Origin of the sequence: Dactylosporangium sp. CA-092794 (assembly GCF_050948465.1) — a bacterium.
Lineage (GTDB): Bacteria > Actinomycetota > Actinomycetes > Mycobacteriales > Micromonosporaceae > Dactylosporangium.
This window is the reverse complement of record NZ_CP192044.1, coordinates 11,456,493-11,483,122: the sequence shown is the minus strand read 5'-3', so window position 1 is coordinate 11,483,122 and position 26,630 is coordinate 11,456,493. Positions and strand designations below refer to the sequence as shown.

At 74.2% G+C, this 26,630-nt stretch carries 23 protein-coding genes; 12 read left to right on the top strand and 11 right to left on the bottom strand.

What is annotated here, in order from left to right; genetic code table 11:
- The first annotated feature begins 181 nt into the window (after positions 1 to 181).
- Together ACQPXD_RS49620 and ACQPXD_RS49615 are read left to right on the top strand one after the other, a co-directional pair.
- A complete protein-coding gene (locus ACQPXD_RS49620; RefSeq protein WP_432831085.1) occupies positions 182 to 733 on the top strand; it encodes a helix-hairpin-helix domain-containing protein in 552 nt (183 codons plus the stop codon).
- Positions 730 to 3,039: a ComEC/Rec2 family competence protein gene (locus tag ACQPXD_RS49615; protein WP_432831083.1), complete on the top strand. Its 2,310-nt coding sequence runs from the start codon at positions 730 to 732 to the stop codon at positions 3,037 to 3,039. Before ACQPXD_RS49620 ends, ACQPXD_RS49615 begins: the two co-directional genes overlap by 4 nt.
- Positions 3,040 to 3,190: 151 nt before the next feature.
- On the opposite strand, the gene ACQPXD_RS49610 is transcribed toward ACQPXD_RS49615, so the two are convergent.
- Positions 3,191 to 3,556, bottom strand: coding sequence for a hypothetical protein (locus ACQPXD_RS49610; RefSeq protein WP_432831081.1), 366 nt, complete (start codon positions 3,554 to 3,556; stop codon positions 3,191 to 3,193).
- A 350-nt stretch (positions 3,557 to 3,906) separates the two neighbouring features.
- Between ACQPXD_RS49610 and holA the strand changes: the two genes are divergently transcribed.
- Together holA and ACQPXD_RS49600 are read left to right on the top strand one after the other, a co-directional pair.
- Positions 3,907 to 4,884 carry a DNA polymerase III subunit delta gene (holA, locus tag ACQPXD_RS49605; protein WP_432831079.1) on the top strand — a complete coding sequence of 326 codons (978 nt, stop codon included), beginning with the start codon at positions 3,907 to 3,909 and terminating at the stop codon, positions 4,882 to 4,884.
- Positions 4,881 to 6,728 (top strand): hypothetical protein, encoded by a 1,848-nt coding sequence (locus ACQPXD_RS49600; protein WP_432831077.1) that lies wholly within the window; start codon positions 4,881 to 4,883, stop codon positions 6,726 to 6,728. The genes holA and ACQPXD_RS49600 overlap by 4 nt, the downstream gene beginning before the upstream one ends.
- 103 nt (positions 6,729 to 6,831) lie before the next feature.
- On the opposite strand, the gene ACQPXD_RS49595 is transcribed toward ACQPXD_RS49600, so the two are convergent.
- The 3 genes from ACQPXD_RS49595 to ACQPXD_RS49585 all read right to left on the bottom strand — a co-directional run bounded on the left by ACQPXD_RS49595 (position 6,832) and on the right by ACQPXD_RS49585 (position 10,320).
- Positions 6,832 to 7,248, bottom strand: a complete 417-nt coding sequence (locus tag ACQPXD_RS49595) for a GntR family transcriptional regulator (RefSeq protein ID WP_432831075.1) — start codon at positions 7,246 to 7,248, stop codon at positions 6,832 to 6,834.
- 159 nt (positions 7,249 to 7,407) lie between these two features.
- Positions 7,408 to 7,677, bottom strand: coding sequence for a 30S ribosomal protein S20 (rpsT, locus tag ACQPXD_RS49590; protein WP_432831073.1), 270 nt, complete (start codon positions 7,675 to 7,677; stop codon positions 7,408 to 7,410).
- A 189-nt stretch (positions 7,678 to 7,866) separates the two neighbouring features.
- Positions 7,867 to 10,320: an ATP-binding protein gene (locus tag ACQPXD_RS49585; protein WP_432831071.1), complete on the bottom strand. Its 2,454-nt coding sequence runs from the start codon at positions 10,318 to 10,320 to the stop codon at positions 7,867 to 7,869.
- A gap of 134 nt (positions 10,321 to 10,454) precedes the next feature.
- Between ACQPXD_RS49585 and ACQPXD_RS49580 the strand changes: the two genes are divergently transcribed.
- Positions 10,455 to 11,036 carry a PadR family transcriptional regulator gene (locus tag ACQPXD_RS49580; RefSeq protein ID WP_432831069.1) on the top strand — a complete coding sequence of 194 codons (582 nt, stop codon included), beginning with the start codon at positions 10,455 to 10,457 and terminating at the stop codon, positions 11,034 to 11,036.
- Positions 11,037 to 11,692: 656 nt separating this feature from the next.
- Here ACQPXD_RS49580 and ACQPXD_RS49575 read toward each other — a convergent pair.
- On the bottom strand, positions 11,693 to 12,808 hold the full coding sequence (locus tag ACQPXD_RS49575; RefSeq protein ID WP_432831067.1) for an NAD(P)/FAD-dependent oxidoreductase: 1,116 nt from the start codon (positions 12,806 to 12,808) through the stop codon (positions 11,693 to 11,695).
- Between the two features lie 39 nt (positions 12,809 to 12,847).
- Between ACQPXD_RS49575 and ACQPXD_RS49570 the strand changes: the two genes are divergently transcribed.
- Both ACQPXD_RS49570 and ACQPXD_RS49565 read left to right on the top strand, forming a co-directional pair.
- Positions 12,848 to 13,885 (top strand): bifunctional heptose 7-phosphate kinase/heptose 1-phosphate adenyltransferase, encoded by a 1,038-nt coding sequence (locus ACQPXD_RS49570; protein ID WP_432831065.1) that lies wholly within the window; start codon positions 12,848 to 12,850, stop codon positions 13,883 to 13,885.
- 10 nt (positions 13,886 to 13,895) lie between these two features.
- A complete protein-coding gene (locus ACQPXD_RS49565; RefSeq protein WP_432831063.1) occupies positions 13,896 to 15,011 on the top strand; it encodes a DUF5925 domain-containing protein in 1,116 nt (371 codons plus the stop codon).
- 12 nt (positions 15,012 to 15,023) lie between these two features.
- Here the strand turns inward: ACQPXD_RS49565 and ACQPXD_RS49560 are convergent, their stop codons facing one another.
- Positions 15,024 to 15,416 carry a hypothetical protein gene (locus tag ACQPXD_RS49560; protein WP_432831062.1) on the bottom strand — a complete coding sequence of 131 codons (393 nt, stop codon included), beginning with the start codon at positions 15,414 to 15,416 and terminating at the stop codon, positions 15,024 to 15,026.
- Positions 15,417 to 15,586: 170 nt separating this feature from the next.
- Between ACQPXD_RS49560 and ACQPXD_RS49555 the strand changes: the two genes are divergently transcribed.
- From ACQPXD_RS49555 to ACQPXD_RS49540, 4 genes are read left to right on the top strand one after another with little or no spacing between them, the layout of a single operon-like run.
- Positions 15,587 to 17,977 carry a nitrate- and nitrite sensing domain-containing protein gene (locus ACQPXD_RS49555; protein WP_432831060.1) on the top strand — a complete coding sequence of 797 codons (2,391 nt, stop codon included), beginning with the start codon at positions 15,587 to 15,589 and terminating at the stop codon, positions 17,975 to 17,977.
- Positions 17,978 to 18,400, top strand: coding sequence for a roadblock/LC7 domain-containing protein (locus tag ACQPXD_RS49550; RefSeq protein ID WP_432831058.1), 423 nt, complete (start codon positions 17,978 to 17,980; stop codon positions 18,398 to 18,400).
- On the top strand, positions 18,387 to 18,770 hold the full coding sequence (locus tag ACQPXD_RS49545) for a DUF742 domain-containing protein (RefSeq protein ID WP_432831056.1): 384 nt from the start codon (positions 18,387 to 18,389) through the stop codon (positions 18,768 to 18,770). The genes ACQPXD_RS49550 and ACQPXD_RS49545 overlap by 14 nt, the downstream gene beginning before the upstream one ends.
- Positions 18,751 to 19,329 carry a GTP-binding protein gene (locus tag ACQPXD_RS49540; protein ID WP_432831054.1) on the top strand — a complete coding sequence of 193 codons (579 nt, stop codon included), beginning with the start codon at positions 18,751 to 18,753 and terminating at the stop codon, positions 19,327 to 19,329. Before ACQPXD_RS49545 ends, ACQPXD_RS49540 begins: the two co-directional genes overlap by 20 nt.
- Here ACQPXD_RS49540 and ACQPXD_RS49535 read toward each other — a convergent pair.
- Positions 19,288 to 20,610: an FAD/NAD(P)-binding protein gene (locus ACQPXD_RS49535; RefSeq protein WP_432831052.1), complete on the bottom strand. Its 1,323-nt coding sequence runs from the start codon at positions 20,608 to 20,610 to the stop codon at positions 19,288 to 19,290. The genes ACQPXD_RS49540 and ACQPXD_RS49535 overlap by 42 nt on opposite strands.
- Before the next feature lie 90 nt (positions 20,611 to 20,700).
- Here ACQPXD_RS49535 and ACQPXD_RS49530 point away from each other — a divergent pair, with 90 nt between their 5' ends.
- Positions 20,701 to 22,140 (top strand): amino acid permease, encoded by a 1,440-nt coding sequence (locus ACQPXD_RS49530; RefSeq protein ID WP_432831050.1) that lies wholly within the window; start codon positions 20,701 to 20,703, stop codon positions 22,138 to 22,140.
- A gap of 480 nt (positions 22,141 to 22,620) precedes the next feature.
- Here ACQPXD_RS49530 and ACQPXD_RS49525 read toward each other — a convergent pair whose 3' ends face one another.
- The 4 genes from ACQPXD_RS49525 to ACQPXD_RS49510 form a co-directional block, all read right to left on the bottom strand.
- Positions 22,621 to 23,325 carry a hypothetical protein gene (locus ACQPXD_RS49525; protein WP_432831048.1) on the bottom strand — a complete coding sequence of 235 codons (705 nt, stop codon included), beginning with the start codon at positions 23,323 to 23,325 and terminating at the stop codon, positions 22,621 to 22,623.
- The gene (locus ACQPXD_RS49520) at positions 23,322 to 23,885 is read right to left on the bottom strand and encodes an NADAR family protein (protein WP_432831046.1); all 564 of its coding nucleotides are present in this window, start codon (positions 23,883 to 23,885) and stop codon (positions 23,322 to 23,324) included. The genes ACQPXD_RS49525 and ACQPXD_RS49520 overlap by 4 nt, the downstream gene beginning before the upstream one ends.
- Before the next feature lie 30 nt (positions 23,886 to 23,915).
- Entirely contained in the window at positions 23,916 to 25,220 is a 1,305-nt protein-coding gene (locus ACQPXD_RS49515) for a glycosyltransferase (protein WP_432831044.1), read from the bottom strand.
- A 127-nt stretch (positions 25,221 to 25,347) separates the two neighbouring features.
- Positions 25,348 to 26,622, bottom strand: a complete 1,275-nt coding sequence (locus tag ACQPXD_RS49510; protein WP_432831042.1) for a DUF1254 domain-containing protein — start codon at positions 26,620 to 26,622, stop codon at positions 25,348 to 25,350.
- Between the last annotated feature and the right edge of the window lie 8 nt (positions 26,623 to 26,630).

The following is a 26,630-nucleotide window of genomic DNA, read 5'->3' as shown; positions in this document are numbered from 1 at the left end:
ATCGGGTCGGGCGGGGCGGGTCGCATCCCGCCTACGCTGCCGTGCCATGCGGCGCACAGACGACTACGACGACCCTGCGGCCCCGGCTCGGGTGACGGCCCTGCCTCCCGACGATTCCTGGGATGGCACAGTTTCGCGGGGATCGCTGGGCGCGTTCGATCCGGGGCGGCGGGGAGTGCGCGTGCTGCTCGTCGTCGCGGCCGTGGTGGTGTGCGTCTCAGCCGGCATCGTCTGGTGGTCGCGCCCGCGGGTGACGGCGGCGCCGGCCGGGGGCGGGATCTCGGCCGCGGCGGCGCCCAGCGCCTCGCCCGCGCCGCTCGTCGTGAACGTGACCGGCCGGGTCGGGCGGCCGGGGCTGGTGCGCCTGCCGCCCGGAGCGCGGGTGGCCGACGCGATCGAGGCGGCGGGCGGGGCGCTGCCGGGCACCGACCTGTCGGGCATCAACCTGGCCCGGAAGGTCACCGACGGGGAGATGATCGCCGTCGGCATCACGCCCCCGCCGGCCGCACCCGGTGCCGCCGCCGGCCCCGTCGGCGGCGGTGGCCTGGTCAACCTGAACACGGCCACCACCACCGAGCTGCAGACGCTGCCGGGCATCGGCGAGGTGCTGGCGCAGCGGATCGTCGAGTTCCGCGACCGGCACGGCGGCTTCCGCGCGGTGAGCGACCTGCGGCAGGTGGACGGCATCGGCGACGCGAAGTTCCAGCAGCTGAAGGACCGCGTGACGGTATGAGCGCGGACATGCGGCTCGCCGGGGCCGCGCTCGGCTGCTGGTTCGCGGCGATCGGCGCGCTCTTCGTCCCGCCCGCCGCCGGCTGGACCATCGCCGGGGCCGGGCTGCTGGTCGCCTTCGCCTGGCCCGCCGTGGCGGTGGGGCGGGGCGCGCGGAGCACCAGGTGGATCGTCGCGGCGGTCGCGGCCGGGGTGGCCTGCGGCGGGGCGGCCACGGCGGCGCGCGTCGGGGAGCGAGACGCCGAGCCGCTGCGGACGTTGGCCATACGGCATGCGACGGTGCGGGTGCAGGTGCGGATCTCCGACGATCCGCGGCTCGGCCGGGCCCGGGTGGGGCGGGACGCCACCGTCGTCGTGCCGGCGCGGCTGGTCTGGGTGTCCGCCGCGGACGGTGCGCGGGTCGCGGTCGGCGCGCGGGTGCTCGTGCTCGCGGGCGACCGGGGGTGGCTGGGGCTGCTGCCGGGGCAGGAGGCCGAGGCCGAGGGGCGGCTGTCCCCGGCCGGCGGCGGTGACCTGCGGGCCGCGCTCGTCTCGGTGGCCGGGGCGCCGGCGCTGATCGGGCGGGCGCCGCCGGTGCAGCGGGCGGCCGGGGTGCTGCGCGCGGGGCTGCAGCGGGCGTGTGCGGGGCTGCCGGCCGAGCCGGGCGGGCTGCTGCCGGGGCTCGTGGTCGGGGACACCAGCCGGCTCGATCCGGCGCTCGCCGCGGACTTCAAGACCACCGGGCTCACGCACTTGACCGCGGTGTCGGGCGCCAATCTCGCGATCGTGATCGGGCTGGTGGTCGCGGTCGTGCGGTGGTGCCGGGCCGGGCCGCGGGTGGCGGCGGTCGTGTGCGTGGTGGCGCTGGCCGGGTTCGTCGTGCTGGTGCGGCCCTCGCCGAGCGTGCTGCGGGCCGCGGCCATGGGCGGGCTCGCGCTGGTCGCGATGGCGGTCGGGCGGCCCCGGGCGGCGGTGCCGTCGCTGGCGGCCGGGGTGCTGGGGCTCGTCGTGGTCGACCCGGAGCTGGCGGTCGACGCCGGGTTCGCGCTGTCCGTCCTGGCCACGGGCGGGCTGGTGCTCATCGCGCCGCGGTGGACCGAGGCGCTGCGGGCGCGGGGGTGGCCGCGGGTCGCCGCCGAGGCGCTGTGCGTGCCCGCCGCCGCGCAGGCCGCGTGCGCGCCGGTCATCGCGGCGATCTCGGCGAGCGTCAGCCTGACCACCGTGCCGGCCAACCTGCTCGCGGCGCCCGCCGTCGCGCCGGCCACGATTCTGGGGATCTTCGCGGCGGTGCTCTCCGCGGTCCTCCCCGCCGCGGCCGCCTTCGCCGCGTGGCTCGCGTCCTGGCCGGCCCGCTGGCTGGTGTTCGTCGCCCACCGGGGCGCCGCCGTGCCCGCCGGGCTGCTGCCCTGGCCGGGCGGGGCGGCCGGCGGGCTGCTGCTCGGCGCGCTGGTCGCGGCGCTGCTGGTCGCGTTCCGGTGGCCGGTCGTGCGGCGCTGGGTCCTGGTCACCGCGGTCGCGGTGGTGCTGGGCGCGGCGCCGGTGCGGATGCTGGCCGCCTCCTGGCCGCCGCCGGGCTGGCTGGTCGTGGCCTGCGACGTCGGCCAGGGCGACGCGCTCGCCGTCGCGGCCGGGCCGGGCGCGGCCGTAGTGGTGGACGCCGGACCCGAGCCGGACCCGGTCGACGGGTGCCTGCGGCGGCTGGGCGTGCGGCGGATTCCGCTCCTGGTCATCAGCCACTTCCACGTGGACCACGTCGGCGGCCTCGACGGCGTCCTGCGCGGCCGGCGCGTCGACGGCCTGCTCGCGCCGGACTTCGCCGAGCCGGCCGCCGCCCGCGCCGCGGTGCTCGGCCACGGCCTGCCGCCGGTCGCGGCCCCGGTCGGCACGACGCTGACCGTCGGCGGGGTCGGCATCGCCGTGCTCGGCCCGGTGCAGCCGACGACCGGCACCCGTTCCGATCCGAACAACAACTCGCTCGTGCTCTCCGTTTCGACGGGCGGCTTCCGGGTGCTGCTGACCGGCGACGCGGAGACGGAGGAGCAGCTCAGCCTGCGCACGATGGACGATCCGGCGCTGCTGCGCGCCGACGTGCTGAAGGTCGCGCACCACGGCAGCGCCTACCAGGACGAGACGTTCCTGGAGGCGGTGGCGCCCCGGATCGCGCTGGTCAGCGTGGGCGCGGACAACGACTACGGGCACCCGAGCGCGGTGCTGCTGGCCCGCCTGACCCGCGGCGGCGCCCGCGTGCTGCGCACCGACCAGCAGGGCGACCTGGCGGTGGTCCGCGACGACCGCGGCCAACTGGCGGTCGCCGCCCGCGGCTCATAACGCCCCGCCCGTGGCTCGTGACGTCGCGCCCGTCGTTCATGACGCCGCGCCCGCGGCTCGTGACGTCCCGCCCGTGGCTTATGACGCCCCGTCCACGGTCACGTGCGCCGGCGTGGTGCATGAGGCCGGCGCCTGGTCGCGCTGGTTGAGGTCAGGCGGCCGGTCGCGGCCGGCGCAGGCTGGGCGTCGATGGGCCGCCGGTGGGCACGGCGGCCATCGGCGCCGACCGCCGGGCGGTGCGACGGTGCGGCAGCGCGGCGCGGCGGTGCGGCGGCAGGGCGGGGCGGTGCGGCGGCAGGGCGGGGCGGTGCGGCGGCAGGGCGGTGCGGCGGTGCGGTGCGGTGCGGGCGGGCGGGCGGCGGCGCGGTGCGGCGGTGCGGTGCGGTGCGGGCGGGCGGGCGGCGGCGCGGTGGGGCGGGCGGCGCGGGGCGGCGGCGCGGGTCAGGCGGGCGGGGCGGCGGCGCGGTGGGGTGGTGGGGCGGGCGGCGCGGGCGGGTGGACGTTGCGGAAGTCTCACCCCCGTTGGGCGCGGCATCCGATCTGCGTGGCGAAGCTCGGCGCAGCGACCGGAAGTCTCCGCGATCATGCCCTACTCGCGCCGACGCCAACGGTTTTTCATGATCACGGAGCGCTGATGTACACCCGTGTACCACAAGTCTCCGCGATCATGAAAACCCGGTGTTCGGCCACCGCGGGCAGCATGATCACGGAGAGATTCGTCCGGCCCTACGCGGCGTGCAGCGCCCCCGGCGTGCCCCGCTTGCCGTGCGGGGCCTGTGCTCGGCGTCGGGGCTGTTGGCGGCGTGGTTGTTCGGGGCGGGGGCTGGAGGCGTCGGTGGGCGGGGCGTGGGCGGTGGGCGTGACACGATGGCTGGCGTGTCGAATCTTCCCCGCGTTCGCCTGGTGATCGGCGACGAAGAGCTGCTCGTGTCCCGTGCCGTTGCCGAGACGATCGCCGTGGCGCGGGCGGAGGAGGCGGATACCGAGGTTCGGCGGCGGGCCGGGGGTGAGCTGGTGGCCGGGGAGCTGGCGGAGATGCTCAGCCCGTCGCTGTTCGGCGGGCGGCGGGTGATCGTGGTGGACGACGGGCAGGACGTGAAGAAAGACGTGTCGGCGGCGCTGGTCGGGTATGCGAAGGCGCCCGAGGACGACGTCGTGCTGGTCGTCACGCATCCGGGTGGGGCCAAGGGCAAGGCGCTGGCCGATGGGCTCAAGGCGGCGGGGGCCGATGTGGTGGCGGCGGCGAAGATCAGCAAGCACCGCGAGCGGGTGGACTTCGTGCGCAACGAGATTCGGCGGCAGGGCGGCAAGATCGGGGAGGACGCGGCGGAGGCGCTGCTGGCGGCGGTGGGCAATGAGCTGCGGGACATCGTGGCGGCCTGCTCGCAGCTGGTCGCCGACACCGGTGGGCGCATCGATGCGAAGACCATCGCGCAGTACTACAAGGGGCGGGCCGAGGTGTCCGGCTTCACCGTCGCCGATGCCGTGATGGTGGGGGACGTGGCCGGGGCGCTGGAGGCGCTGCGGTGGGCGCTGCACATCGGGGTGGACCCGGTGCCGATCGCGGATGCGATCGCCGATGGGGTTCGTACCGTCGCTCGGGTGGCTGCGGCGGGCAAGGGGAGCGCATATCAACTCGCCGGTAGTTTGGGAATGCCTCCGTGGAAGGTCGAACGCGCGCAGCGCCAAGCCCGTGGCTGGACGGCCGAGGCGCTCGTTGATGCCATGCGAGCGGCTGCCGAGTGCAATGCCGCCGTGAAGGGTGGATCTGACGACCGCGGTTATGCGCTCGAGCGGGCGGTGTTCGCAGTCGTCGCCGCGCGCGGTGGAGGAATAGGACGATGACGACGAACAACGGGTTCGCGCACCAGGCGCCGCTCTACGTGCGTGCGCTGCGGCTTCGGCACCTGCACGTGGGCGGGTTCGTAAGTTTCCTGCTGTTCGAGTGCATGATCGCGGCCGGGGTGCTGCTGGCACTGGCCGAGCTGGTGAGCTGGTGGGCGGTGCCGGTCCTGCCGGCCGTGGTGGCGATCATGGTGAAGGTCAACGACATGGTCATCGGGGGCTCGCGGCGGGCCCGGGCGCAGGCGCGCTCGGGCGATCGTGGTTCATCCGATCGAGCGTCAGCCACGCGGGTGGATCCCGATGCCCAGACCGACGAGCGGCCCTCGGCCGCTCGTCGCACCGCGGCGGCGTTCGACCGGGTTGAGGACGAGCGGCCCCCGGCGGCTCGTCGCACCGCGGCGGCGTTCGACCGGGTTGAGGACGAGCGGCCCCCGGCGGCTCGTCGCACCGCGGCGGCGTTCGACCGGGTTGAGGACGAGCGGCCCCCGGCGGCCCGTCGCACGGCTACGGCGCTCGATCGGGCGGAGGACGAGCGGCCGCCGGTCGCCCGGCGCACCGCGACCGCGCTCGATCGGGCCGAGATCGCTCGGGCCGGCGGTACCACCAAGTCGAAGACCGCGGGCTCGGACACCACGACGGGCGTGCGGACCCGGACGGTCGAGCCGCCGGCGCAGCGCAAGAAGGTCGGCGTGATCCGGATCTCGGTTCCGGCCCGGGACGGCGGCGCGGGGGGCGGGTCGCGCCGGGCGGCCGAGGGTGATTACGGGATCTCGCCGGGTTCCGATGTGCCGGTCGCCGAGCCGGTGGTCGCCGCCGAGGCCCCGTCCGCGCCGGTCGCCGACGGTGCGGCGGCGGGCGATGCGTGGACCGATACCGATGCGCACGGGTACCAGCGTTCGCGGCCCATGTGGGCGGACCGGCCCGCCCAGGATCCGTGGGGCAGCCAGGCCGAAGCCGCCCACGCGGCCGAGCCCGGAGCGCAGGGCGACCGGTCCGGCGAGACGGGCGGCTGGGGCGAGGGCGACCGCGCGACCGGCGGCTGGGACGACCGGACGTCGGGCGCGTCCGAGTCGGCGGCCGGGTGGTCCGCCGAGCGCGGGGATGGCGCGGCGGCCGGGTGGCCCGGTGGGCATGGGGATGGCGCAGGAGCGGGGTGGTCTGGCGGGCATGGGAACGGCGCGGCGGCGGCGAACTGGGGGGACGAGACGGCCTGGGGCGATCGGGCGGCGTGGGCCGATCAGCGGCCGGTCGCGCCGGCGCAGCAGGGTGCGGACTGGGACGACGACACCGGGTGGGCCGATCAGGCGGCGTGGGGGAGCAGCCGGTCGCCGTACGGGGGGCAGTCATCGTGGGGTGCGTACGCCGGCTGGGAGGGTGCCGCGGCCGACTACTCGGGCGAGGAGGGCGGGTCGCGGTCGGCGTTCGGGTCGGCGGGGCGCGAGCAGGCCGCCCGGGATCTGACGGCGCGTGGTGAGGCGTATCGGGCGGCGGAGTCCGGCACCGGCGGCTACGGGCCAGCCGCGAACGGCGGCTATGGGTCGGCCGAGGACGGTGGCTATGGGCCGGCGGGGAGCGGTGACTACGGGCCCGGTGACGAGGGGAGCTTCGGCGAGGGCGATGAGGCTGGTTTGAGCCGGGGCGCGTCCGGTGGGGAGCATCGGCGGGACGGAGATGAGCGGGTGGCCGGTGGGCGGCATGCGCGGCAGCAGCCGGCCGGGCGGCGGCGGTCCGAGGAGACGTCGGGGCACTTCACGACCGGGCGGCACGCGGAGCGGTCGTGGCGGACGGATGATGAGTTGGCTCGGCAGCGTACGGGTGGGCTCAACCAGGGGCGGTTCGCCTGACCTTGGATGAGCGAAGTGGCCTTGGATGACCTTGAGTGGGCATCCAAGGCCACTTTTTGGTCTGGACCGGCGACGGGTGGCGTCGACGAGGTGGTGGTGAGGGTCAGGCGGCCGCGGCGGGCTGGGAGACCAGGATGTGCTGGTCGCCGCGGTAGAGCTGTTCGGTGGTGCCGGTGTGGACCTCGATCATGGCGATGCCTGGGCCGCAGCCGAAGGACTCGGCCTCGGGGAGGGTGACCGGGCGGGCGCTCACCCAGGCGTTGGGGGGAATTTCGACCCGGGTGCGGTCGGCGCGGCGGCGGACGATGGTGCGGCGGCCGCGTTGTTTGAGGATGTGGCCTTCGACTTCGAGGGCGGCCAGGGCGTCCCGGACGGTGTCGCGGCTGCAGGCGAACGCGTCGGCGAGGGCGGCTTCGGTGGGCACCGGGTCGCCGGGGGGATAGCTGCCGTCGTGGATGCGTTGGCGCAGCACTTCGGCGATTTTTCGGTACCCGTTGTGCGGGCGGCTGGGGATTACCATGTGTGGACAATAGCTTATAGGGCCATGTGGCAACAAGACCTAATGGCCATAATCTGAGGCTACACGACACCCGTCGGGAAGAGGGCACAGCGAAAGCGCCGTCCCAGGCTAGTGGGCGGCGCTTTTCGCGGTATGGAGAAAGAAGTGAGCGGGTCGCCGTCAGGCGGAGGTCAGGGTGCTCAGCTTCTTGGTGATCGCCGACTTGCGGTTGGCGGCCTGGTTCTTGTGGATCACGCCCTTGCTCGCGGCCTTGTCCAGCTTGCGGGAGGCCTGGTGGAGCAGGGTCGCGGCCGTCTCGGCGTCGCCGGCGGCGGTCGCCTCGTGGAACTTGCGGATGGCCGTCTTCAGGGACGACTTCACCGACTTGTTGCGCAGGCGGCGCTTCTCGTTCTGCCGGTTGCGCTTGATCTGGGACTTGATGTTCGCCACGCGACAGCCTCGTCTTGATCGCTCGGGTTCGGGTCTTAGCTCCGGCATTCTCGGCACATCGAACACCGACGCGTCACCGGGCGCGATGAATCAGGCTACCAGGTCCCCCCGCGGCCAGCCAAAACGGGCCGGCCGCAGGGCCTGATCCAGAGGGATCCCATGCTGCCCGGCCGTTGCCGCAAACAAAACTCACGGGCAGTAGGCGGGCAGGCGAACGACGAACGTGGTACCCGGTTTGTCGCCGTGATCGGTCACGGTGATCGTGCCGCCGTGGCGCTCCACCACCGTGCGGCTGATCGCCAGGCCCAGGCCGGTGCCGGGCACGCCCTGGTTGCGAATGTTGGAGCCGCGGAAGAAGCGCTCGAACAGCCGCGACCGCTCCTCCTCGGGGATGCCGACGCCGGTGTCGACCACGCGTAGCGTCACGCCGGCCACGTCGCTGTCGAGGCGGATCTCGACCCGGCCGCCGGGCGGGGTGAACTTGACCGCGTTGGTGACCAGGTGGTCGACGACCTTGCGCAGCCGGGGCAGGTCGCCGGAGACCGGCGCCGGGCCGTCGGGCAGGCCGACCGAGACGTCGAGGTCCTTCTCCCGGGCCGCCTGCGCGTTGGCGTCGGCGACCTCGCGGACCACGGCCGCGAAGTCGACCGGGCGCTCGACCAGCGTCACGTAGCCGCTCTCCAGGCCGGCCAGGTCGAGCAGGTCGTCGATGATCGCGCGCAGGTTCTCCGCGTTGCGGGCGATGACCGCCAGGAACTGGGACCGGGTGGTTTCGTCCTCGTGGTCGTGCAGCAGGAGCTCGGTGTACGACGAAATCGACGTCAGCGGCGTGCGCAGCTCGTGGCCGACCAGCGCGATGAACTCGTCCTTGGTGCGGGCCAGCTGCTTGGCGAGGTCCTCCGCCCGGCGCCGCTCCAGGAACTGCCCGACGTGCGCGGCGATGCCCGACAGCAGCGCGATCAGGGACTGCTCGGGCTCCTCGGCGGCGTCGCCGAAGAAGCTCAGCGTGCCGGTGACCCCGGTACCGTCGCGGATCGGGATGGCCAGGCCCACCCGCAGCCCGTGCTTGGCCAGCGACGGCGCGTTGAGGCGGCTGTTGACCGCGGAGATGTCCGGGATCCAGGCCGGCTGGCCGGTCTGCCAGGCGACGCCGGAGACCCCGACGCCGGGGGAAAGCGGGTCGGGCGGCGGGATCTCGTATCCGGGCTCGGTCCACATCGCGGCGTTGCGCAGCACGTGGCCGACCCGGTCGACCAGCCACAGCTCGGCGTGCGGCCAGTGCAGCGTGCGGGCCACCGTCTCCAGCAGCTCCAGGCCGGCCGCCTCGATGGTGGCGGCGTTCTCCAGGATGCGCGACACGGCCAGCTCGCACTCGATGAGCCGCTGCGCCCGGCGGCGCTCGGTGACGTCGTGCAGCGCCGCGACCGCGCCCAGCCGGGTGCCGTCGGAGTCGCGGATCGGCTGGGCGTTGACCGTGAACGCCCGGCGCGGCCGGTCCGGCGGGTGGATGACGAAGTCCGCGTCGCGGATGTGCTCGCCGCGGAAGGCGCGGGTCAGCGGCATCTCGTCGCCGACGATGGGCGCGGTCCACCGCTCGCCGACGTTGGCGCCGATGATGTCGCCGCCCAAAATATCCCGCAGGGCCCGGTTGGACAGGATCGGCCGGCCCCGCTCGTCGCAGGCGATCACGCCCACGTCGAGGTTGTCCAGCAGGGCGCCGAGGAAGTGCCGCTCACGGGCGAGCTGCCGCTCGGCGGTGACCCGCTCGCTGATGTCGTAGATGAACGCGTGCGCGTGCCGGCCCAGCGGCCCCTCGACCACGTTGAGCGTGAGCTCGACCGGGAACTCGGCGCCGGCCCGGTTCACCGCATACAGCTGCAGGCGCTGGCCCAGCAGCTTCGGCACCCCGCCGCGGGCCAGCCGGGCCAGGCCGGCGCGGTGCGCGGCGTGGAACCGCTCGGGGATGAGCAGCTCGTGCACGGGCTGGCCGATCGCCTCCCGGGCCGACCAGCCGAAGGCGCGCTCGGCGGCCCGGTTCCACCGGGTGATCTCGCCGCTGAGCTCGATCGCGACGAACGCCTCGAGCGCGGTCTCCAGCACCGCGTCGGTCTCGGCCGCGGCGAGCGCGATGTCCTCCCGGGACGTCTCCGCGGCGAGCATGACCTCCAGCAGGCCGGCGCACTCGGCGATGGCGGCGATGTCGTCGTCGGTCCAGTGCCGAGGCACCGAGTCGGTGACGCAGACCGCGCCGAGCGTGTGGCCGCTGGGGTCGTGGATCGGCTGGCCGAGGTACGCGGTGATGTTGCGGGCGTGGACCACGCCGAGATCGCGCAGCACCGGGTCCTCGCGGGCGTCGCGCACCACGAGCGGGCTGTTCTCGCTGACCACGAACTGGCAGAACGAGCTCGTCGCCGGCTCGGCGTGGACCCGGTCCAGCTCGGGCGGCAGGCCGTGCCGGCCGACCACGTGCATGCGCTCGTCGTCGACCAGGGTCAGCAGCCCGACCGGCGCCACCACGGAGCGGGCGGCGAGCCGGACCAGGCCGTCGACCGGAGCGGACGACGACTCGAGCAGGAGATGCGCGCGGCGTAGTGCGCGAAGCCGTTCGGGGTGCGTCAGCACGCCGGTATCGAGTTGCGGCATACCACCCCCAACCCGCAAGCACGTAAGAGGGATGTTACCCGTGAATAGGTGCAAACTCTGGCTAAAGCCGCAGCTGGGTAACCCGGCGAGGCTGGCCGATACATTGTGACAATGCAAGGGGTACCCTCTGACGCATGCCGATCCATCACGCGGTGCTCTCGCTGCTGTCGCACGGCCCGAGCTACGGCTACGAGCTCAAGGGCGCTTTCGAGTCCGCGGTCGGCCCGCAGTGGGGGCCGCTGAACATCGGCCACCTGTACCAGATCCTCGACCGGCTTTCCCGGGACGGGATGGTGGTCTCGCAGCGGCACGCCCAGACGGTGAAGCCGGACCGGGTGGTCTACGAGATCACCGAGGCCGGGCGGTCGGAGCTGGGGCGCTGGCTCGGGGAGGCGTCGGCGCGCAGTGGCGGCTTCCGGGACGACTTCTTCTTGAAGGTGACGGCGGCCGCGCGATCGGGGGATCCGGAGACGGTGCGGACCGTGCTGGGGCAGCAGCGCACGTACCTGCTGCGCGAGCTGCGCAACCTCGACGGGCTGCGGCGCAAGGCCACGGATCCGGTGGTGGGGCTGCTGCTGTCGGCGGCGAGCCGGCACGTGGAGGCGGACCTGTCCTTCGTCGACGACGCAGACCGCGCCCTGCTGGGTCCGGACGCTGCGCTGCCGGCTGCGGTGCCGCGGCCGCCGGTGCGCCGGGACGTGTCCGCGGTCGGATAAATCCGGCGCTGGCGCGCCAGATTTATCCGACATTTCGGTTATGTCCGGATGGTGAGCGTTGGAGGGGCGTTAAGTCTCCGCGATCATGCCTACCCGCGTTGCGCACCCCGTGTTTTTCATGATCGTGGAGCAAAGATGTACCTATGTGTACGGTTTGTCTCCGTGATCATGGAGAACCGGGCCGTCGAAGCAGTTCGGCGCATGATCGCGGAAGGATTCGTCCGGGCCGGCGCGGCCCGCGCGAAGCGGAGTCGACCCGGACGGTTCGACGGGCAGGCTGGCGGCGCGACTGAGCAGGCGGCGCGGCCGTGGCGGGCGGTGCCGGTGGGCGGGGCCGGTGGGCGGGGCCGAGGCGGGCTGGGGCGGCGGCGCGGCGGTGAGGCGGCTCGGCCGGGCCGTGCGGGGGCCGGGTGGTGCGGTGAGGCCGGTGGTGGCGCGGCTGGGACAGCGGTGCGGCGGGCTGGTGGGGTGTGGGGCGCGCACACTGCGGGGAGCGCGGTGTGGCGGAGGGCGGGGCCGTGAGCGGGACGCCACCTGGCGAGTGCGGTGTCGGCCGGCCGGGCGGTGCGGGTGGGGCCGCGTGGGGTCAGCGCGGCGTTGGCGGGTGGGGCGGCGTGGGGGCGGCGCGGCGTCCGTGGGGCGGGGCGAGTGGGGGGTTAGCGGGGGAGGAAGGCTTGTGGGTTGAGGCCGGGGACGTTGTAGGGCTCGTCGAGGAGTTGGGCGGCGGCCAGGCGGGCCAGGGCCGGTGCGGTCTGGATGCCGGTGCCGCCCAGGCCGGCGAACCAGGAGAGGCCGTCCTGCCGCGGGTCGGGGCCCACGATCGGGTCGCGGTCGGCGGTGAACGTGCGCAGGCCGGCCCAGCTGGTGCGGACCCGCTGGAACTCCAGGGTGGTGGCGGACGCGGCGCGGTCGAGGGCCAGCGAGACGTCCTGCGCGGCCGGGACGGCGTCGGTGGGTGGGGACGGGGTCTCGTCGGCCGGCGAGACGAGGAGGCCGCCGCGCTGCGGGCGGAAGTAGAAGCGCTCGCCGACGTCCATGACCAAGGGCCAGGCCGGGCCGATGCCGGGGGCCGAGGCGATGGCCACGGTGCGGCGCAGGGACTTCAAGCCGGCGGGGGCCACGCCGAGGCGGGTGGCGACCGCGTCGGCCCATGGGCCGGCCGCGTTGACGACGCGGGCCGCCTGCAGTTCGCCGCGGTCGGTGGTCAGGCGCCAGGCCGAGCCCGCAGGGTCCCAGGTGCCGGACTCCAGGCCGATGGCGGTGCGCAGGACCGCGCCGGCCGCGGTGGCGCGGTGGCGGTAGCGCTCCAGGAGGCCGTCGACGTCGATGTCCTGGGCCGTGCGCTCCACCGCGGCGCGGGCCACGGCCGACGGGCGCAGCGGCGGGCAGAGGGTCTGCGCGGCGGCCAGGTCGACCGCGCGCAAGGACGGGTTGGCGGTCAGCAGGTCGTTGAGCGGGTCGAGGTGCTCCTCGTCGGCGACCCACACCATCGGGCGGGTGTGCAGCAGCGGTGTGCCCGACTCGGCGCCCATCGCGTCGAGGATCGTGCGCGACGCTCGGGTGAGGGCGCGCTGGTGCGGGCCGCCGAGGCTCTCGCAGAAGGCGCTGATCGAGCGGCCCGTGCTGTGGTAGCCGAGCTGGTTCTCCCGCTCGAGCAGCGTGATGCTCAGCGGCGGGCGGGTACCGCCCGACCGTTCCGCCAACCGGCCGTCCAGCTCGGCGAGCTCTGCGGCGAGGGCCAGGCCGGCCATGCCCCCGCCGATGATCGCCACGTCTGCGCGTTCAATGCCCCGATTGTGACAGGAATGCCCGTGATCGTCGCAGGGAATGAAGCGGGCCGGGCCGGGTACCGGCGGGCGGTGCAAAGCTCTGGCAACTTCGCCGCGCTGGCCGAGGGCTGGCGCGACGCGGCGGTGCTCGTGGTCGGCGACGCGCTGCTTGACGGATGGCTGTGCGGTACCCCGACCCGGCTGAGCAGCGAGGCCCCGGTACCCGTGATCACCCTCGACACCACCCGGGAGGTGTGCGGCGGCGCGGCGAACACGGCCGCCAACTTCGCCGCGCTCGGCGCGCGGACCACGCTCGTCGGCGCGGTCGGCGACGATGACGCGGGCGCGCGGCTGCGCACCTGCGTGTGGGACGGCGGGGTGGCCGACCGGATGGTGACGGCGGTCGGGCGGCACACGGTCACCAAGCGGCGCGTGGTCGCCGACAACTACGTGCTGGTGCGCTTCGACGACGGCGACACGAGCCCGCTCGGCCCGGACGCCGTCGAGACCCTCGTCCGCCGGCTCGAGGAGGCGCTGAGCGGCGATCCGCGCCCGGACGCGGTCGTGGTGTGCGACCACGGCATCGGCACGCTCGGCCCACAGGTGCGCGCGCTGCTCGGGGACCGGCGCCTGGAGCTGCCGCTGCTCGCCGTCGACGCGCACGACCTGGCGAGCTGGGCGTCGATCGGGCCCGACCTGGTGACCCCGAACCGCGACGAGGCCGACCGGGTGCTCGGCCGGGAGCCGGGGCGCGTGGCGTTCGACCGGCAGCGCGACCGCGGGCGGCTGCTGCGGCACACCGGGGCGGCGGTCGTCGCCGTCACCCTGGACCAGGAGGGGTCGGCGGTGATGAGCCTCGACGGCGAGTCGGTCGGCACCGCCGCGCCGCCGGCCCGCGGCGCGCACGCGACCGGGGCCGGGGGCGCGTACCTCGCCGGGTTCGTGCTCGCCCGGCTCGCCGGCGCCGGGCTGGTGGAGACCGCGGACGTGGCGCAGCGCTGCGCGTCGATGGCCATCCGCAGCGCGGGCACGGCGGTGGTACCGGAGAAAATGGGTGTACTGCAGCGGGAACCCGCCTGATCCTTGAGGGATGTCTCCCGTGGAGCCCACCGCCGCGGTCCCCGTCAACGCCTGGATCGACGACGGCGACGGCGTGCTCGACGTGCTCGACGTGCTGGCCCTCTCGGCGTTCGTCAGCGGCCGGCAGCCGCACGCGCGCACCCGCCGCCTGGCCAACCTGCGCAAGGACGCGACCCTGCTGCCCGACGGCGCCACCGTGCTGCGCGACGCCGTCGACGACGAGGACCGCGCCACCCTCGCCGCCGGCGACGGCTGGACGCTGCGCGCGGTGCGCTGGCACCAGAGCCGCAACGCCACGGTGACGGTCACCGCCGTCGATGCCGAGCTCGCCGACCGGATCCTGGCCGGCGCGGTGGACGGGGCCGAGGAGACCGAGCCGCCCGCCGACGAGCAGGTGCCGATCGGCTTCTGGCACGCCGGCCAGCACGGCCCGCGCCGGCGGGAGCGGCGCATCGCCGCACCGGCGTGGCCGGAGATCCGCGCCAACTACGCGGCGAAGACGGCCGAGGCGATCGACCGGCTCATGGGCCTCGACGCCGAGCAGGTCGGCGGCCGGCTCCTGCTGCTGCACGGGCCGCCCGGCACCGGCAAGACCACGCTGCTGCGCGCGCTGGCCCGGCAGTGGCGGGACTGGTGCCAGGTCGACTGCGTGCTGGACCCGGAGCGGCTGTTCGCCGACCCGGCGTACCTCATGGATTCCGCCCTGGGCGCCGACGGCGACGACGCGAGCGGGCGGCGGCGCTGGCGGCTGCTGCTGCTCGAGGACTGCGACGAGCTGATCCGGGGCGAGGCGAAACAGGCCACCGGCCAGGCCCTGGCGCGGCTGCTCAACCTCACCGACGGGCTGCTCGGGCAGGGTCGCGACGTGCTCGTGGCGATCACCACCAACGAGGATCTCGCCAAGCTCCATCCGGCGGTGGTACGTCCCGGTCGCTGCCTGGCGCAGCTGCACCTGGGCCCGCTGCCGTTCGACGAGGCGGCCGCGTGGCTGGAGTCCGCGATCGGCACGGCCACCGGGATCGGCCCCGACGGCGCGACGCTGGCCGAGCTCTACGAGCTGCGCGAGGGCGGCGGCCGGGTGCTGACCCCCGAGGCGGACCCGCCGCGCATCGGCCTCTATCTCTAGGTGACCGGTCGCTCAGCCGACGGTGACCTCGGCCTGCGGAGTGTCGCCGGCGCACTGCACCAGCACCCGCACCTCGCGGCCGTCGGCCTTGAAGGTCACCCGCGACTGCGGCCCGGGCGCCCGGTCGGCGTTCTCGATGTGGAAGCCGTCGGCCGGCCTGAGGTACTCCACCCGCACCTGCCCGCCGGTGCACCCGGCCACGACGTTGCCGCCGGGCGTGCGCAGCACCTGCGGCGTGCCCGGGGACGGCGGCGGCGAGGCGGGCGCCGTGTAGCCCGGCGCGGGCCGGGTGGCCTTCATCAGCGCGGCCCGGGCGGCGCGGGTGCCGTCCACCCCGAGGGCGCTGAGCGCCGCCGCGCAGATCATCCAAGCCCCGATCGCCAGCACCCAACGTCCACGCCGCATGCGGCCTGGGTGCCCGGGGACGTGCCGCTCATACCGGGCAAAGGGGGATGTCCGGGGCGAGTCAGGATCAGATGAAAGCGCCAGGTGGCTGGTGACTTCAGGCCCTTGGTGTCCGTATCATGCCCGAGGCGCCACCCTCTGCCCCGCGAGCCCAGCGAGGAACCGACCGCATGAAGAGTCCTTCGTGGAGAATCCGTACCTGGTCGATCCGCGCCAAGATCATCACGCTGCTGCTGCCGCCGCTGGCGTCGCTCATCGTGATGTGGGTGTTCGCCACGACGCTGACCGCCGGTGACGCGGCGGAGTTGTTCAACAGCCAGACGTATTACGCGCTGAGCGGCAAGCCGTCGGAGAACGTGATCGTCGAGCTGCAGCGCGAGCGGCAGCTGACCCAGGTGTACCTCGCCACCGGGCGCCAGGACGGCCGCCCGGAGACGCTGGCGCTCGCCGACCAGCGGAGCAAGGTCGACGGCGTCCTGGCGGACTTCCGCCGCCGTGCCACCGACGCCGACCTGCAGAGCGCGATCCCCGAGACGGCCCGGGCCCGGCTGCAGGAGGTCGTCTCGGCCTTCGACGGGCTTCCGGCGAAACGCATCGCGATCTCGCTCGGGCAGGTCGACCGGGCCGCCGCCATGGAGGTCTACAACACCCCGATCGACGCGATCTACCGGTGGTACAACTCCCTCCCCGGCATCAGCGACGCCCAGCTCACCCGCGACGCCCGCACGGTCATCGCCACCAGCCGCGGCCGTGAGCTGCTCTCCCGCGAGGACGCGCTGGTCAGCGGCGCCGCGGCGGCCGGCCGGTTCGTGGGCACCGAGAGCTCCGACCTCATCGCGCTGATCGGCGCCAAGCGCGACGTCTACGCGGACGCGGTCGTCGACCTGCGCGACCAGGGCCGCCAGCTGTGGGACCCGATCGCCGCGGGCGACGCCTACCAGCGGGTGCAGTCGCTGGAGAACAAGATCATGTCGGACGCCAAGCCCGGCGGGCCGCTGCCGTTCGACGTGGGCGCCTGGCGCCTCGCCTACGACGACCTGGTCCAGCAGCTGCGCTACTTCGACCTGCGCTTCGGCGAGGTCATCGTGCAGAACGCGGGCCCGGTCGGCACCGCGATCCTGCTGCGCGTGGTCGGCGCCGGCGTGCTCGGCCTCGTCGCGGTGCTGGTGTCGATCCTGCTGTCGATCCGGATCGGCCGGTCGCTCATCCGCCGCCTGGTCGGCCTGCGCCAGGACGCGCAGCACCTGGCCGACGTGCGGCTGCCCGATCTCGTCACCCGGCTGCGGCAGGGCGAGGAGATCGACATCGTGGCGGCGACGCCGCCGCTGGAGTACGGCCAGGACGAGATCGGCAAGGTGGGCAACGCCTTTAGCGCCGTCCAGCGCACCGCCGTGCAGTCCGCGGCGCACGAGGCCCAGCTGCGCCAGGGCCTCAACGAGGTCTTCCTCAACATCGCCCGGCGCAGCCAGACGCTGCTGCACCGCCAGCTCGCGCTGCTCGACCGGATGGAGCGGCGTACCACCGAACCGGACGAGCTCGAGAACCTCTTCCGCGTCGACCACCTCGCCACCCGGATGCGCCGCCACGCCGAGGACCTGGTCATCCTGGCCGGCGCCGCGCCCGGCCGGGGCTGGCGCAACCCGGTGCCGATGGTCGACGTGATCCGCGGCGCGGTCTCCGAGGTCGAGGACTACGCGCGGGTCGGGTTCGTCGCGCTGCCCGAGGCGGCGCTGGCCGGGCGGGCCGTCGCCGACGTCATCCACCTGCTCGCCGAGGTCATCGAGAACGCCACCGCCTACTCGCCACCGCACACCCGGGTGCAGATCAGCGGGCAGCTGGTGCCCAACGGCTACGCGATCGAGATCGAGGACCGCGGCCTGGGCATGGCGCCGGAGGCGATCGCCGAGGCCAACCAGCGGCTGCTGCAGCCGCCGGACTTCGACCCGGCCAACAGCGCCCGGCTGGGCCTGTTCGTCGTGTCGCTGCTCGCCGCCCGGCACGGCGTGCGGGTCACGCTGCGGGCCTCGGCGTACGGCGGCATCACGGCGGTCGTGCTCGTCCCGCCGCACCTGATCACCAGCGCCACCCCCGAGCTGACCGCGGCGGCCCCGGCCGAGCGGCGGCCGGAGGCGGTCGAGAATGTGCTGGAGCTGGATGCGGCCGAGGTGCTCGGCCCGGCGCCCGGCGACGACCGGCCGCCGCCGGCCGTGGCGCCCGAGCCGCCGCCGGCGCCGGAGCCGCTGCCCGCCGTACCATCGCCGCGGGAGCCCGCCGAGGCCCGGACGGAGGAGCCCGAGCTCACCGATGACGGCCTGCCCCGGCGCCGCCGCCAGGCCAGCCTCGCCCCGCAGCTGCGCGAGCGGCCCGAGGACGAGATGACCGTGGACGGCATCCCCGCCGCGCAGTTCGCCACGACCACCGTCGGCGGGCGGTCGCCGGAGCAGACCCGCGCCCTGATGACGTCGCTGCAGGCCGGGTTCACCCGCGGCCGGCGCGACGCCGGGCAGGTCCCGCTCGATGACGACGACCCGGACACGAACACACCGGAAAGGGACGCATAGGTGACGCACTCGACGAGCCGGACCGGCAAGCTCGACTGGCTCCTCGACGACCTCGTCGAGCGGGTCGAGTCGGCGCAGCACGCGGTGGTGCTCTCCGCCGACGGACTGCTCATGGGCGCGTCCAGCGGGCTGGGGCGCGACGACGCCGAGCACCTCGCCGCGGTCGCGTCCGGATTCTCCAGCCTGGCCCGCAGCGCCGGGCGGCAGTTCAAGGGCGGCTCGGTCCGTCAGACCATCGTGGAGATGGACAACTCGTTCCTCTTCGTCACCGCCGCCGGGCAGGGCGCCTGCCTGGCGGTGCTCAGCGCCGCGGACTCCGACATCGGCGTGATCGCCTACGAGATGGCGATGCTGGTGACCCGGGTCGGGCAGTACCTCACCGCGCCATCGCGACCGGGCGTCTCAAACGATGCCACAGGGTGACCACGACTGGCTCGACTCCGAAGCCGGACCGGTGGTGCGGCCCTACGCCGTAACGGGCGGCCGGGCCCGCCCGGCCGTCGGCGCCTTCGACCTGCTCGCGTTCGTGGTGAGCCGGGTCGACGGCTCCGGCGAGCTGCACCTGCTGCCCGAGCAGCGCGCGATCCTGGCGCGCACCAGCGAGCCGGTGTCGGTCGCCGAGCTCGCCTCCCATCTCGACCTCGCGCTGGGCGTCGTGCGCGTGCTGCTGGGCGACCTGCTCCAGCAGGGTCTCATCGAAATGCACGAACCGGAGTACGACCAGTCCGTCGGGCCACAGCGGCCCGACGATCGCATCCTCAAGGCGGTTGTCAATGGCCTCCGAGCGCTCTGACGGTCACGTCCCGCTCGCGGTGAAGATCCTCATCGCGGGTGGGTTCGGCGTCGGCAAGACCACGCTCGTCAGCTCGGTGAGCGAGATCCGTCCTCTGCAGACGGAGGAGGTGCTCACCAACGCCGGCGTCGGCATCGACGACGTCCACGGCGTCGAAGGCAAGCGGACCACGACCGTCGCGATGGACTTCGGCCGGATCAGTATCAACGACGATATCGTTCTCTACTTGTTCGGTACTCCGGGACAGGACCGCTTCTGGTTCCTGTGGGACGAGCTGGCGCTGGGCGCCCTCGGCGCCGTGGTGCTGGCCGACACCCGGCGGCTCACCGACTGTTTCCCCTCGGTGGACTACTTCGAGCGGCGGCACACCCCGTTTCTGGTCGCGGTGAACTGCTTCGACGGCGTGCAGAAGCACAGCGCCGTGCAGATCGCCAAGGCCCTCGACCTCGACCCGGAGGTGCCGGTCGTGCTCTGCGACGCCCGGGAGCGCCGCTCGGTCAAGGACGTGCTGATCGCCCTAGTTGAGCACGTGATGACGCTCAAGCAGGTGCCGGCTTAGCGCCTTGGCCTGGGCCCGGATCTCCGGCACCGCGGTCGTCTCCCACCAGGCGCCGCGCCGGGTCGGCCCGACCGCGAACAGGTGCTCGACCGGCTCGCCGGCCCGGTCCACGAGCCGCCCCAGCCCGTCGACGTCGAGCCCGATGCCGGTGGCGTCCCGGCGGGCCAGCCCGTCGTCGAGCAGCGCCCGGCCCAGCGTGGAGGTGCTCGCGCCGCCCGGGCCGGTGCAGTTGACGATGGCGCCCACCGTCCGGGTCGCGTCGTCGATGGTGACCACGAAGCCGCGCTCCCCGCGGCGGATGGACCGGATCTTCCCGGCGTCGATGCTCAGCTCGCCGCTCCGGCGCATCCGGCCGACCCGATCCGCGATCTCCGGCGCCATCCGGTGGCGGTGCACCTCCCAGTAGGCGGCCACGTGCCGCAGGAACCCCTGCCGCGCGTCGACGGACAGTTGCCACCACAGCCGGTCGATCTGCGGCCGGATCGCGTCGACCGCGCTGCGCCAGTCCGGCTGGGTCGCGGCGTACTCCCGCACCGCCCGCAGCAGCCCGGCCGCGCCGGTGCCCGGGTAGCTGAACCCGGCGTCGCCCGGTGGCTGGCGCGGCAGGTGCGGCTGGGGCAGCAGCCCGCGGCGCGAGACGGCGAGGATCGGCGCCCGCCGGCCCCGCCCGTGCAGGGACAGCGCCACGTCGAGGGCGGTCAGCCCGGTGCCGATCAGCAGCACCGGCAGGTCGCCCGGCACCCGGTCCAGCGCGCCCGGGCTCCACGGGTTTCCCACATAGTAGGGGTGGGTGCGGACCGCCGAGGTGATCGCCAGCGGGCCGCCGGGCGCCCCGTGGCCGAGCGCCAGGACCACCCGGTCGGCGGGGACCGCGTCGCCGCCGCGCAGCAGCACCGTGCCGTCCGGGCGGATGCGCACCGCGACCCCGCGCACGTGGGTGAACGCCACCCGGCGCAGCCGGTCGTGCACGTAGTCGCCGTACACCCGGCGCGGCACGAAGTCCGTGGGGCCGACGGAAAGGCCCTGCTCACGGCACCAGTCGAGGAAGTCGTCGGGCGCGTCTGCGAGCGCGCTCATCGCCGCGGCGCGCGAGTTGAGCAGGTGGACCGGGTCCTTGGTGCGGTACGCGGCGCCCCGGCCGAGCTCGTGGAACGGCGCCGGATCGACGATCACCACCTCCTGCGCCGGGTCCTCGCGCAGGTGGATCGCCGTCAGCGCCCCGCTACAGCCGCCGCCCACCACGACGGTGGTGCCCGTCCGCCCCATCGTCCACCGCCCCATCGCCGAAATCCTATTTAAAAGATAGGTTTAATGGTACTAGCTGAGGACGCCGACGTGTAGCCGGGTCCTCGGGCGGGCATGTCGGGATTCATGCCGTCGTCACTGCTGCGCACGAAGTCGATCGAGCAGTCGATGCGGGACACCGACGAGCCCGGCCGCCGGCTGCGCAAGAACCTGTCCGCCTTCGACCTGACCGTCTTCGGCGTCGGGGTGATCATCGGCACGGGCATCTTCGTGCTCACCGGCCAGCAGGCGGCCCGCAACGCCGGCCCCGCGATCGTGCTGTCCTTCGCGCTGGCCGGCGTCGTGTGCGCGCTGGCGGCGCTGTGCTACGCGGAGTTCGCCTCCACGGTGCCGGTCGCCGGGTCGGCGTACACCTTCTCCTACGCCACCCTCGGCCAGTTCGTCGCCTGGATCATCGGCTGGGACCTGTGCCTGGAGCTGGCGCTGGGCGCCGCCGTGGTGTCCCGGGGCTGGTCGGCCTACCTGCAGGCGCTGCTGAACCTGCCGCCCTGGCTGGCCGGCGACCGGGCCCGGCCCGACCTCGGCGCCGCATTCATCGTCGTGGCCCTCACGGTCGTGGCCATCCTCGGCGCCAAGTTCTCCGGGCGGGTGACCGGCGCGCTGGTGATCATCAAGGTCGCCGTCGTCCTCTTCGTCATCGGCCTGGGCGCGTTCTTCGTCAGGGCCGCCAACTACACGCCGTTCATCCCGCCGGCCCGGCCGGCGGCGAAGTCCTCCGGCGGCGACGCGCCGCTGCTGCAGGTGCTCGCCGGCATCACCCCGCAGCACTTCGGCTGGTTCGGCATCGTGGCGGCGGCCTCGATCGTGTTCTTCGCGTACATCGGCTTCGACGTCGTGGCCACCACCGCCGAGGAGACCCACCGGCCGCAGCGGGACGTACCGTGGGGCATCATCGGCTCGCTGGTGATCTGCGGCGTGCTCTACATGGCGGTCGCGTTCGTGGTCACCGGCATGGCCCGCTACGGCGAGCTGAACACCGCCGCCCCGCTGGCCAAGGCGTTCGTCCTGGCCGGGCAGGGCTGGGCGGCGCACCTCATCTCCCTCGGCGCGGTCTGCGGCATCACCTCGGTCATCCTGGTGCTGCTGCTGGGCCAGGCCCGGGTCTCCTTCGCCATGGCCCGCGACGGCCTGCTGCCGCCGGTGCTGGCCCGGGTCCACCCCCGCTACGGCACGCCGTGGGTGATGTCCGCGATCACCGGCGCGATCGTGACCGTGCTGGCCGCCTTCGTGCCGCTGTCCGAGCTGTCGGAGCTGACCAGCATCGGCACCCTGTTCGCGTTCGTGGTCGTCTCGATCGGCGTGGCGGTGCTCCGGCGCACCCGCCCGGACCTGCCGCGCGCCTTCCGCGCCCCGCTGGTGCCGTGGCTGCCCGCGGTGAGCGTGCTGGCCAGCTTCTGGCTGATGCTGAACCTGCCGGTGATCACCTGGGTGCGCTTCCTGGTCTGGATGGCCCTCGGCCTGCTGCTGTACTTCACCTACGGCATCCGCCGCGCGGTGCTCCGCTAGACACCGGCCCGGACGATCCGCTCTGTCCCGATAAGTCGGGCACTCCGTGCCACGACTTATCGGTTTTTTCTCCTGACAGGGTATATGTCGGATTTGTCGGGCGATGCGGCGACAAGTCTCCGTGATCATGCAGGTGGCACGCCGACGCCCGGACTTTTCGTGATCGCGGAAAGGTGTGGTACCCAGGTGTACATGCAAGCTCCGTGATCATGAAAAACGCGTGGTGCGCTCGGCCGGTCGAGCATGATCACGGAGATAAAAGGCGGCATCGGTGACCGGCCTGTTGTCCGTCGCTGGTCGCCCTCGCTCCGGTCGCTCCCGTCGCCGGTTGCGGGCGGCGCCGGTCGCTCCCGTCGCCGGTTGCGGGCGGCGCAACTGCTGGCGGCGCCGGGCTGCGGTGCGCAGCTGCCGGACCGGCGGCTGAGCGCCGAGCCGGGCGGTGGCCGAGGGCGGTCGAGCCGGCCACCGTCGGCTGATCGGCTACCGCAGGCCAAGGGTCGCGAGGACGCGGCGGGTGGTCTCGGCGATCGGGTGGAGCACCGCGGCGCGGAGCCACCTGGCCGGCGGGACCACCATCGTCCGCCAGACCCAGGAAATCGGGATGACCACGAGGTACCGCCACAACAAGACAACCGAGTGGTTCCAGGCCCAGCCCACCGCCCGGGCGACCGGCACGACCACCCACCGCCAGACGAACGCGATCGCGTAGCCCAGCGGCCGCAGCAGATACCGGTAGAGCGCCACCATCACCCAGGCGAGCGCCAGGCCCAGCGGGCGGAGCAGGTAGCGGTACAGCAGCCGCATGGCCCAGCCGATCGCCCGGGCCGCCTCCAGCAGCGCGCGGCCGAGCAGGCGCCAGAACGGGCCGAGGGCGCGGACGAACCAGACCAGGCCGTCCCACAGCAGGCCGAACAGCGGGGCGACGACGTACTTGACGAGCCACACCAGCGGCCGCCACAGCACGTTGAGCACGATCCAGCGCAACGGCACGTACAGCACGTAGTAGAGCACCGGGTACAGCACGTACTCGTACACCGGCCGCAACACATAACGCCCGATGAAGCGCGTGACGATCGTGAACAGCTCCCAGGCCAGCCGGACCGGTACCACGAAGACGACCGCGAGCACGCGGATCGGCCAGGCGATGAAGCCCGGCAGCGGCTCGACCTCGTCCCGGCCGCTCACGAGCGGCCCGCCAGCTCGTGCCGGGCCCGCATGAGCGCGAAGCCGAGCAGGTTGCGGCCCCGCCAGCGGGCCGGCTCGTCCGCGGACGCGTCCGAGGCGGCCATGCCGATGCCCCAGACCCGGTCCAGCGGGCTGGCCTCGACCAGGATCCGGTCGCCGGTGGAGAGCAGGAACGCGCGCAGGTCGGCGTGGGCGGCGAACTTCGCGATGCTGCCGGCGACCACGATGCCGAAGCGCTCCCGGGCCCAGGTGTCCTCGTCGAAGCCCTCGACGACCCGGCCGAGGGTCTTCGCGTCGTTGGGGTGCGCCGCGGCGAGGATGCGCCCGGCGGCGGCCTCGTCGCCGAAGAGCCGCGCCTTGCGCCACATCATGTAGTGCTCCGCCGACGCGAACCCGGCGCCGTCCGCCGTGAACGGGGCCGGCCACCACTGGCTCAGGCAGCTCGGGCCGATCGCCCCGTCGGGCCGCGGGCGGTGGCCCCAGAAGTAGAGGAACTTCACGCGGGCGCCGGATTCGATGAGCCGCAGCAGCTCGGCGGTGGAGGACGGCGGGACGGGCATGAGCCGAGTCTGCCCGATCCGCGCCACCGGTCATGTCGGGAAGTCGCTGCTCGCGGCCGCGGTGGGCGGGATCACGGTGACCGCCGCCGCGGCCCGGCCGGCCCCGGCCGCGGCTTGAGCGGCGCTGGTCGCGCCCTGCGCGGTGGCCTGGCCCGTCCGGGCGAAGTCGTAGGCGGCGAGCAGGTGGTCGAGGTAGTGCTCCGCCGAGTAGGCGTCCGCGGCGGCGCGGCCCGCCTCGGCCACCTCCCGGTGCAGGTCCGGGTCGGTGAGCACCCGGGCCAGGGCGGCGGCGAACGAGTCGGCGTCCGGCGTGGTGCTCAGCCGGCCCGTCGCGCCGCCCGGCCGGGCGGCCAGCGCCGCGTCGGCCAGCACGACCGGCAGCCCGGCCGCCTCCGCCTCGATCATCACCAGGCCCTGCGTGTCGGTGGTGGAGGCGAACGCGAGCACGTCGGCCATCCGGTAGTACGCCGCCATCCGGCTGTGCGGCACCGGCCGGACCAGGCGCACCGCGTGGGCGACGCCGAACTGCCGGGACAGCCGGATGACGTTGAGCCGGTTCTGCTTCACGCCCACCATCACCAGCCGCGCGCCGGGCAGTGTGCGCAGCAGCCGGGCGAACGCGGCCAGCAGCAGGGCCGGGTCCTTCTCCTTGGTGGCCCGGCCGACCGCGAGGACCACCGGGGCGGCCTCCGGGATGCGCAGCGAGCGGCGCAGCTCGGGCCGGCCCAGCGGGCACTCGGCCAGCTGGATCGAGGTCGGCACCGTCCACACCGGCGGGAGCCGCTCGAACTCGCTGAGCCCGGCCGCGGTCTTCGCCGACGGCGCGATCACCACGGCGGTGCGGTCCATGAACTCCTGCCCCAGTTGCAGCAGCCGGGCCCGCCGCTCGGTGCCGGAGCGGGCCAGGCGCAGGTAGTCGCGCATGGTCCAGCCGAGCTCCAGGCGCTGCGCGGCGTGCACGGCGCCGAACTGGATCTCCATGAAGTGGGCCGAATACGCCAGCAGGTCGGTGTGCCAGGTCATCACCACCGGCACCTCGTGCACCTGGGCGTAGCGCAGGCCGCCGATGCCGACCGGCCCGGGCGTGTGGACGTGCACCAGGTGCGGCACCGGTCGCATGCCGGAGAAGCGCGGCACGCCGACGCGGATGTTGCGCCCCGGCACCGGGACCGAGCGCACCCCGCACGGCTCGCCACGCCCGCGCAGCAGCGGTGCGGGCTGGTAGAGCTGGACCTCGTGCCCGGCGGCGCGCAGCAGGGAGACGGTGGTCGCCACCGAGGTGGCCACGCCGTCCGAGCGGCCCGGGTGGCTGTCGCAGAAGTGCGCGATTCTCACGCCGGACATGGTGCGGTACGCCCGACACTCACACGAGAATCAGCATCCGTTGTACGCCAGCTGTTCATCGACCGTAGCCCGTGCATTCGGTTACCCAGCCGTCATCGCCACGGCCACGCCCAGGGTGCTAGATCGGCACGAGCGGGGGCAGCCGATATTCGCCGCCCAGGACGGGCTCGCCGGGGGCGTAGACGCGCAGGACCGGGTGGAACTCGCCGGGCGGGGCGGGCAGCCAGTTGGCCCGCCCCGGCTCGTCGTCGGGGGGCTCGTGCTGCACACGGATGGTCACCCCGCCGTCCGGGTCCGGGCGCAGGCCTGGGGTGCCCGCGCCGATCGAGTGCCGGCCCAGCTCGTTGGGGAACAGCCGGGAGCCCGGGGCGGCGTACATCGTCAGCGACCAGCCGGCCGCCGCCGGCGGGGGCGGGGCCAGGCGCAGCGTGTAGGCGCGGGCGCCGGTCAGCCGGGCGCCGTCGCGGTCCTTGTGCACGGTCGGGTACACGGCCTCGTAGGCGTGGTTGCCCCACAGCCGGGTGCGGGCCGCGACCGCGCGCAGCCGGTGCGCGGCCTCCCGGTCCGGCGCCGTCCACTGTGGAGCATCGAGGGTGCCGAGCTCGAAGTAGTCGAGGTTGTAGTCGAACGCGTGCAGGTCGTTGGTCCAGCCGTTGACCAGCTCCGCGTGCTCGGTGGTGGCCGCCTCCTCCAGCGCGTCGCGGCCGCGCTCCAGCCCGTCGCGCAGCGCGGCGCGCAGCTCGCGCGGCAGCGTCGGGTAGGGGGAGTTGCCGCCGTCGGACAGCCCCAGTGGCGCGAACCGGCGCTGGTAGCGCCGCTCGGCCGGGGACGGGGGGAAGGCGGCCAGGCCGCGCCGCAGCGACTCCAGGAACAGCAGCTCGTCGGGGACGCCGGCCTGCGGCTGGGGCAGGCCGTCGATGGGCACGCGCGGGTACATCCGCTCGATCGTGAGGGCGTCCTGCAGGGCGTGCACGCCCGGCGCGGCGCCGAACCGGGCGATCAGCGTGGCGATCATCGTCGGCACCCGGATGATCTCGGCGCCGGGCGCCTCCCGGCCGGCCCAGCCGGGCGGGACGAGCAGGAACTCGCGCTCCCCGTCGGGGGTGGAGCGGCTGCCGACGTAGGCGAAGTTGTCGGTCCAGGCGTCGACGAACTGCACCACGTGGTACCGCCCGCCGGTGTCGGGCACGCGCAGCCACAGCGGGCCGCCGGACAGGTCGAGCTGGGCGATGGAGTACAGCAGGTCGGGGTTGGCGTTGGGCGTGCCAGGAACGCTGCGCTGGTGCGTGAACGCGTTGAACGCGGTGGCGGTGCCGACGGCGTGCAGGTCCTGCAGCAGGGGATAGCCGTAGCCGTACGCCTCGGCGGCCAGCGTGGGCAGGTCGTCTCGCATACGCCCCC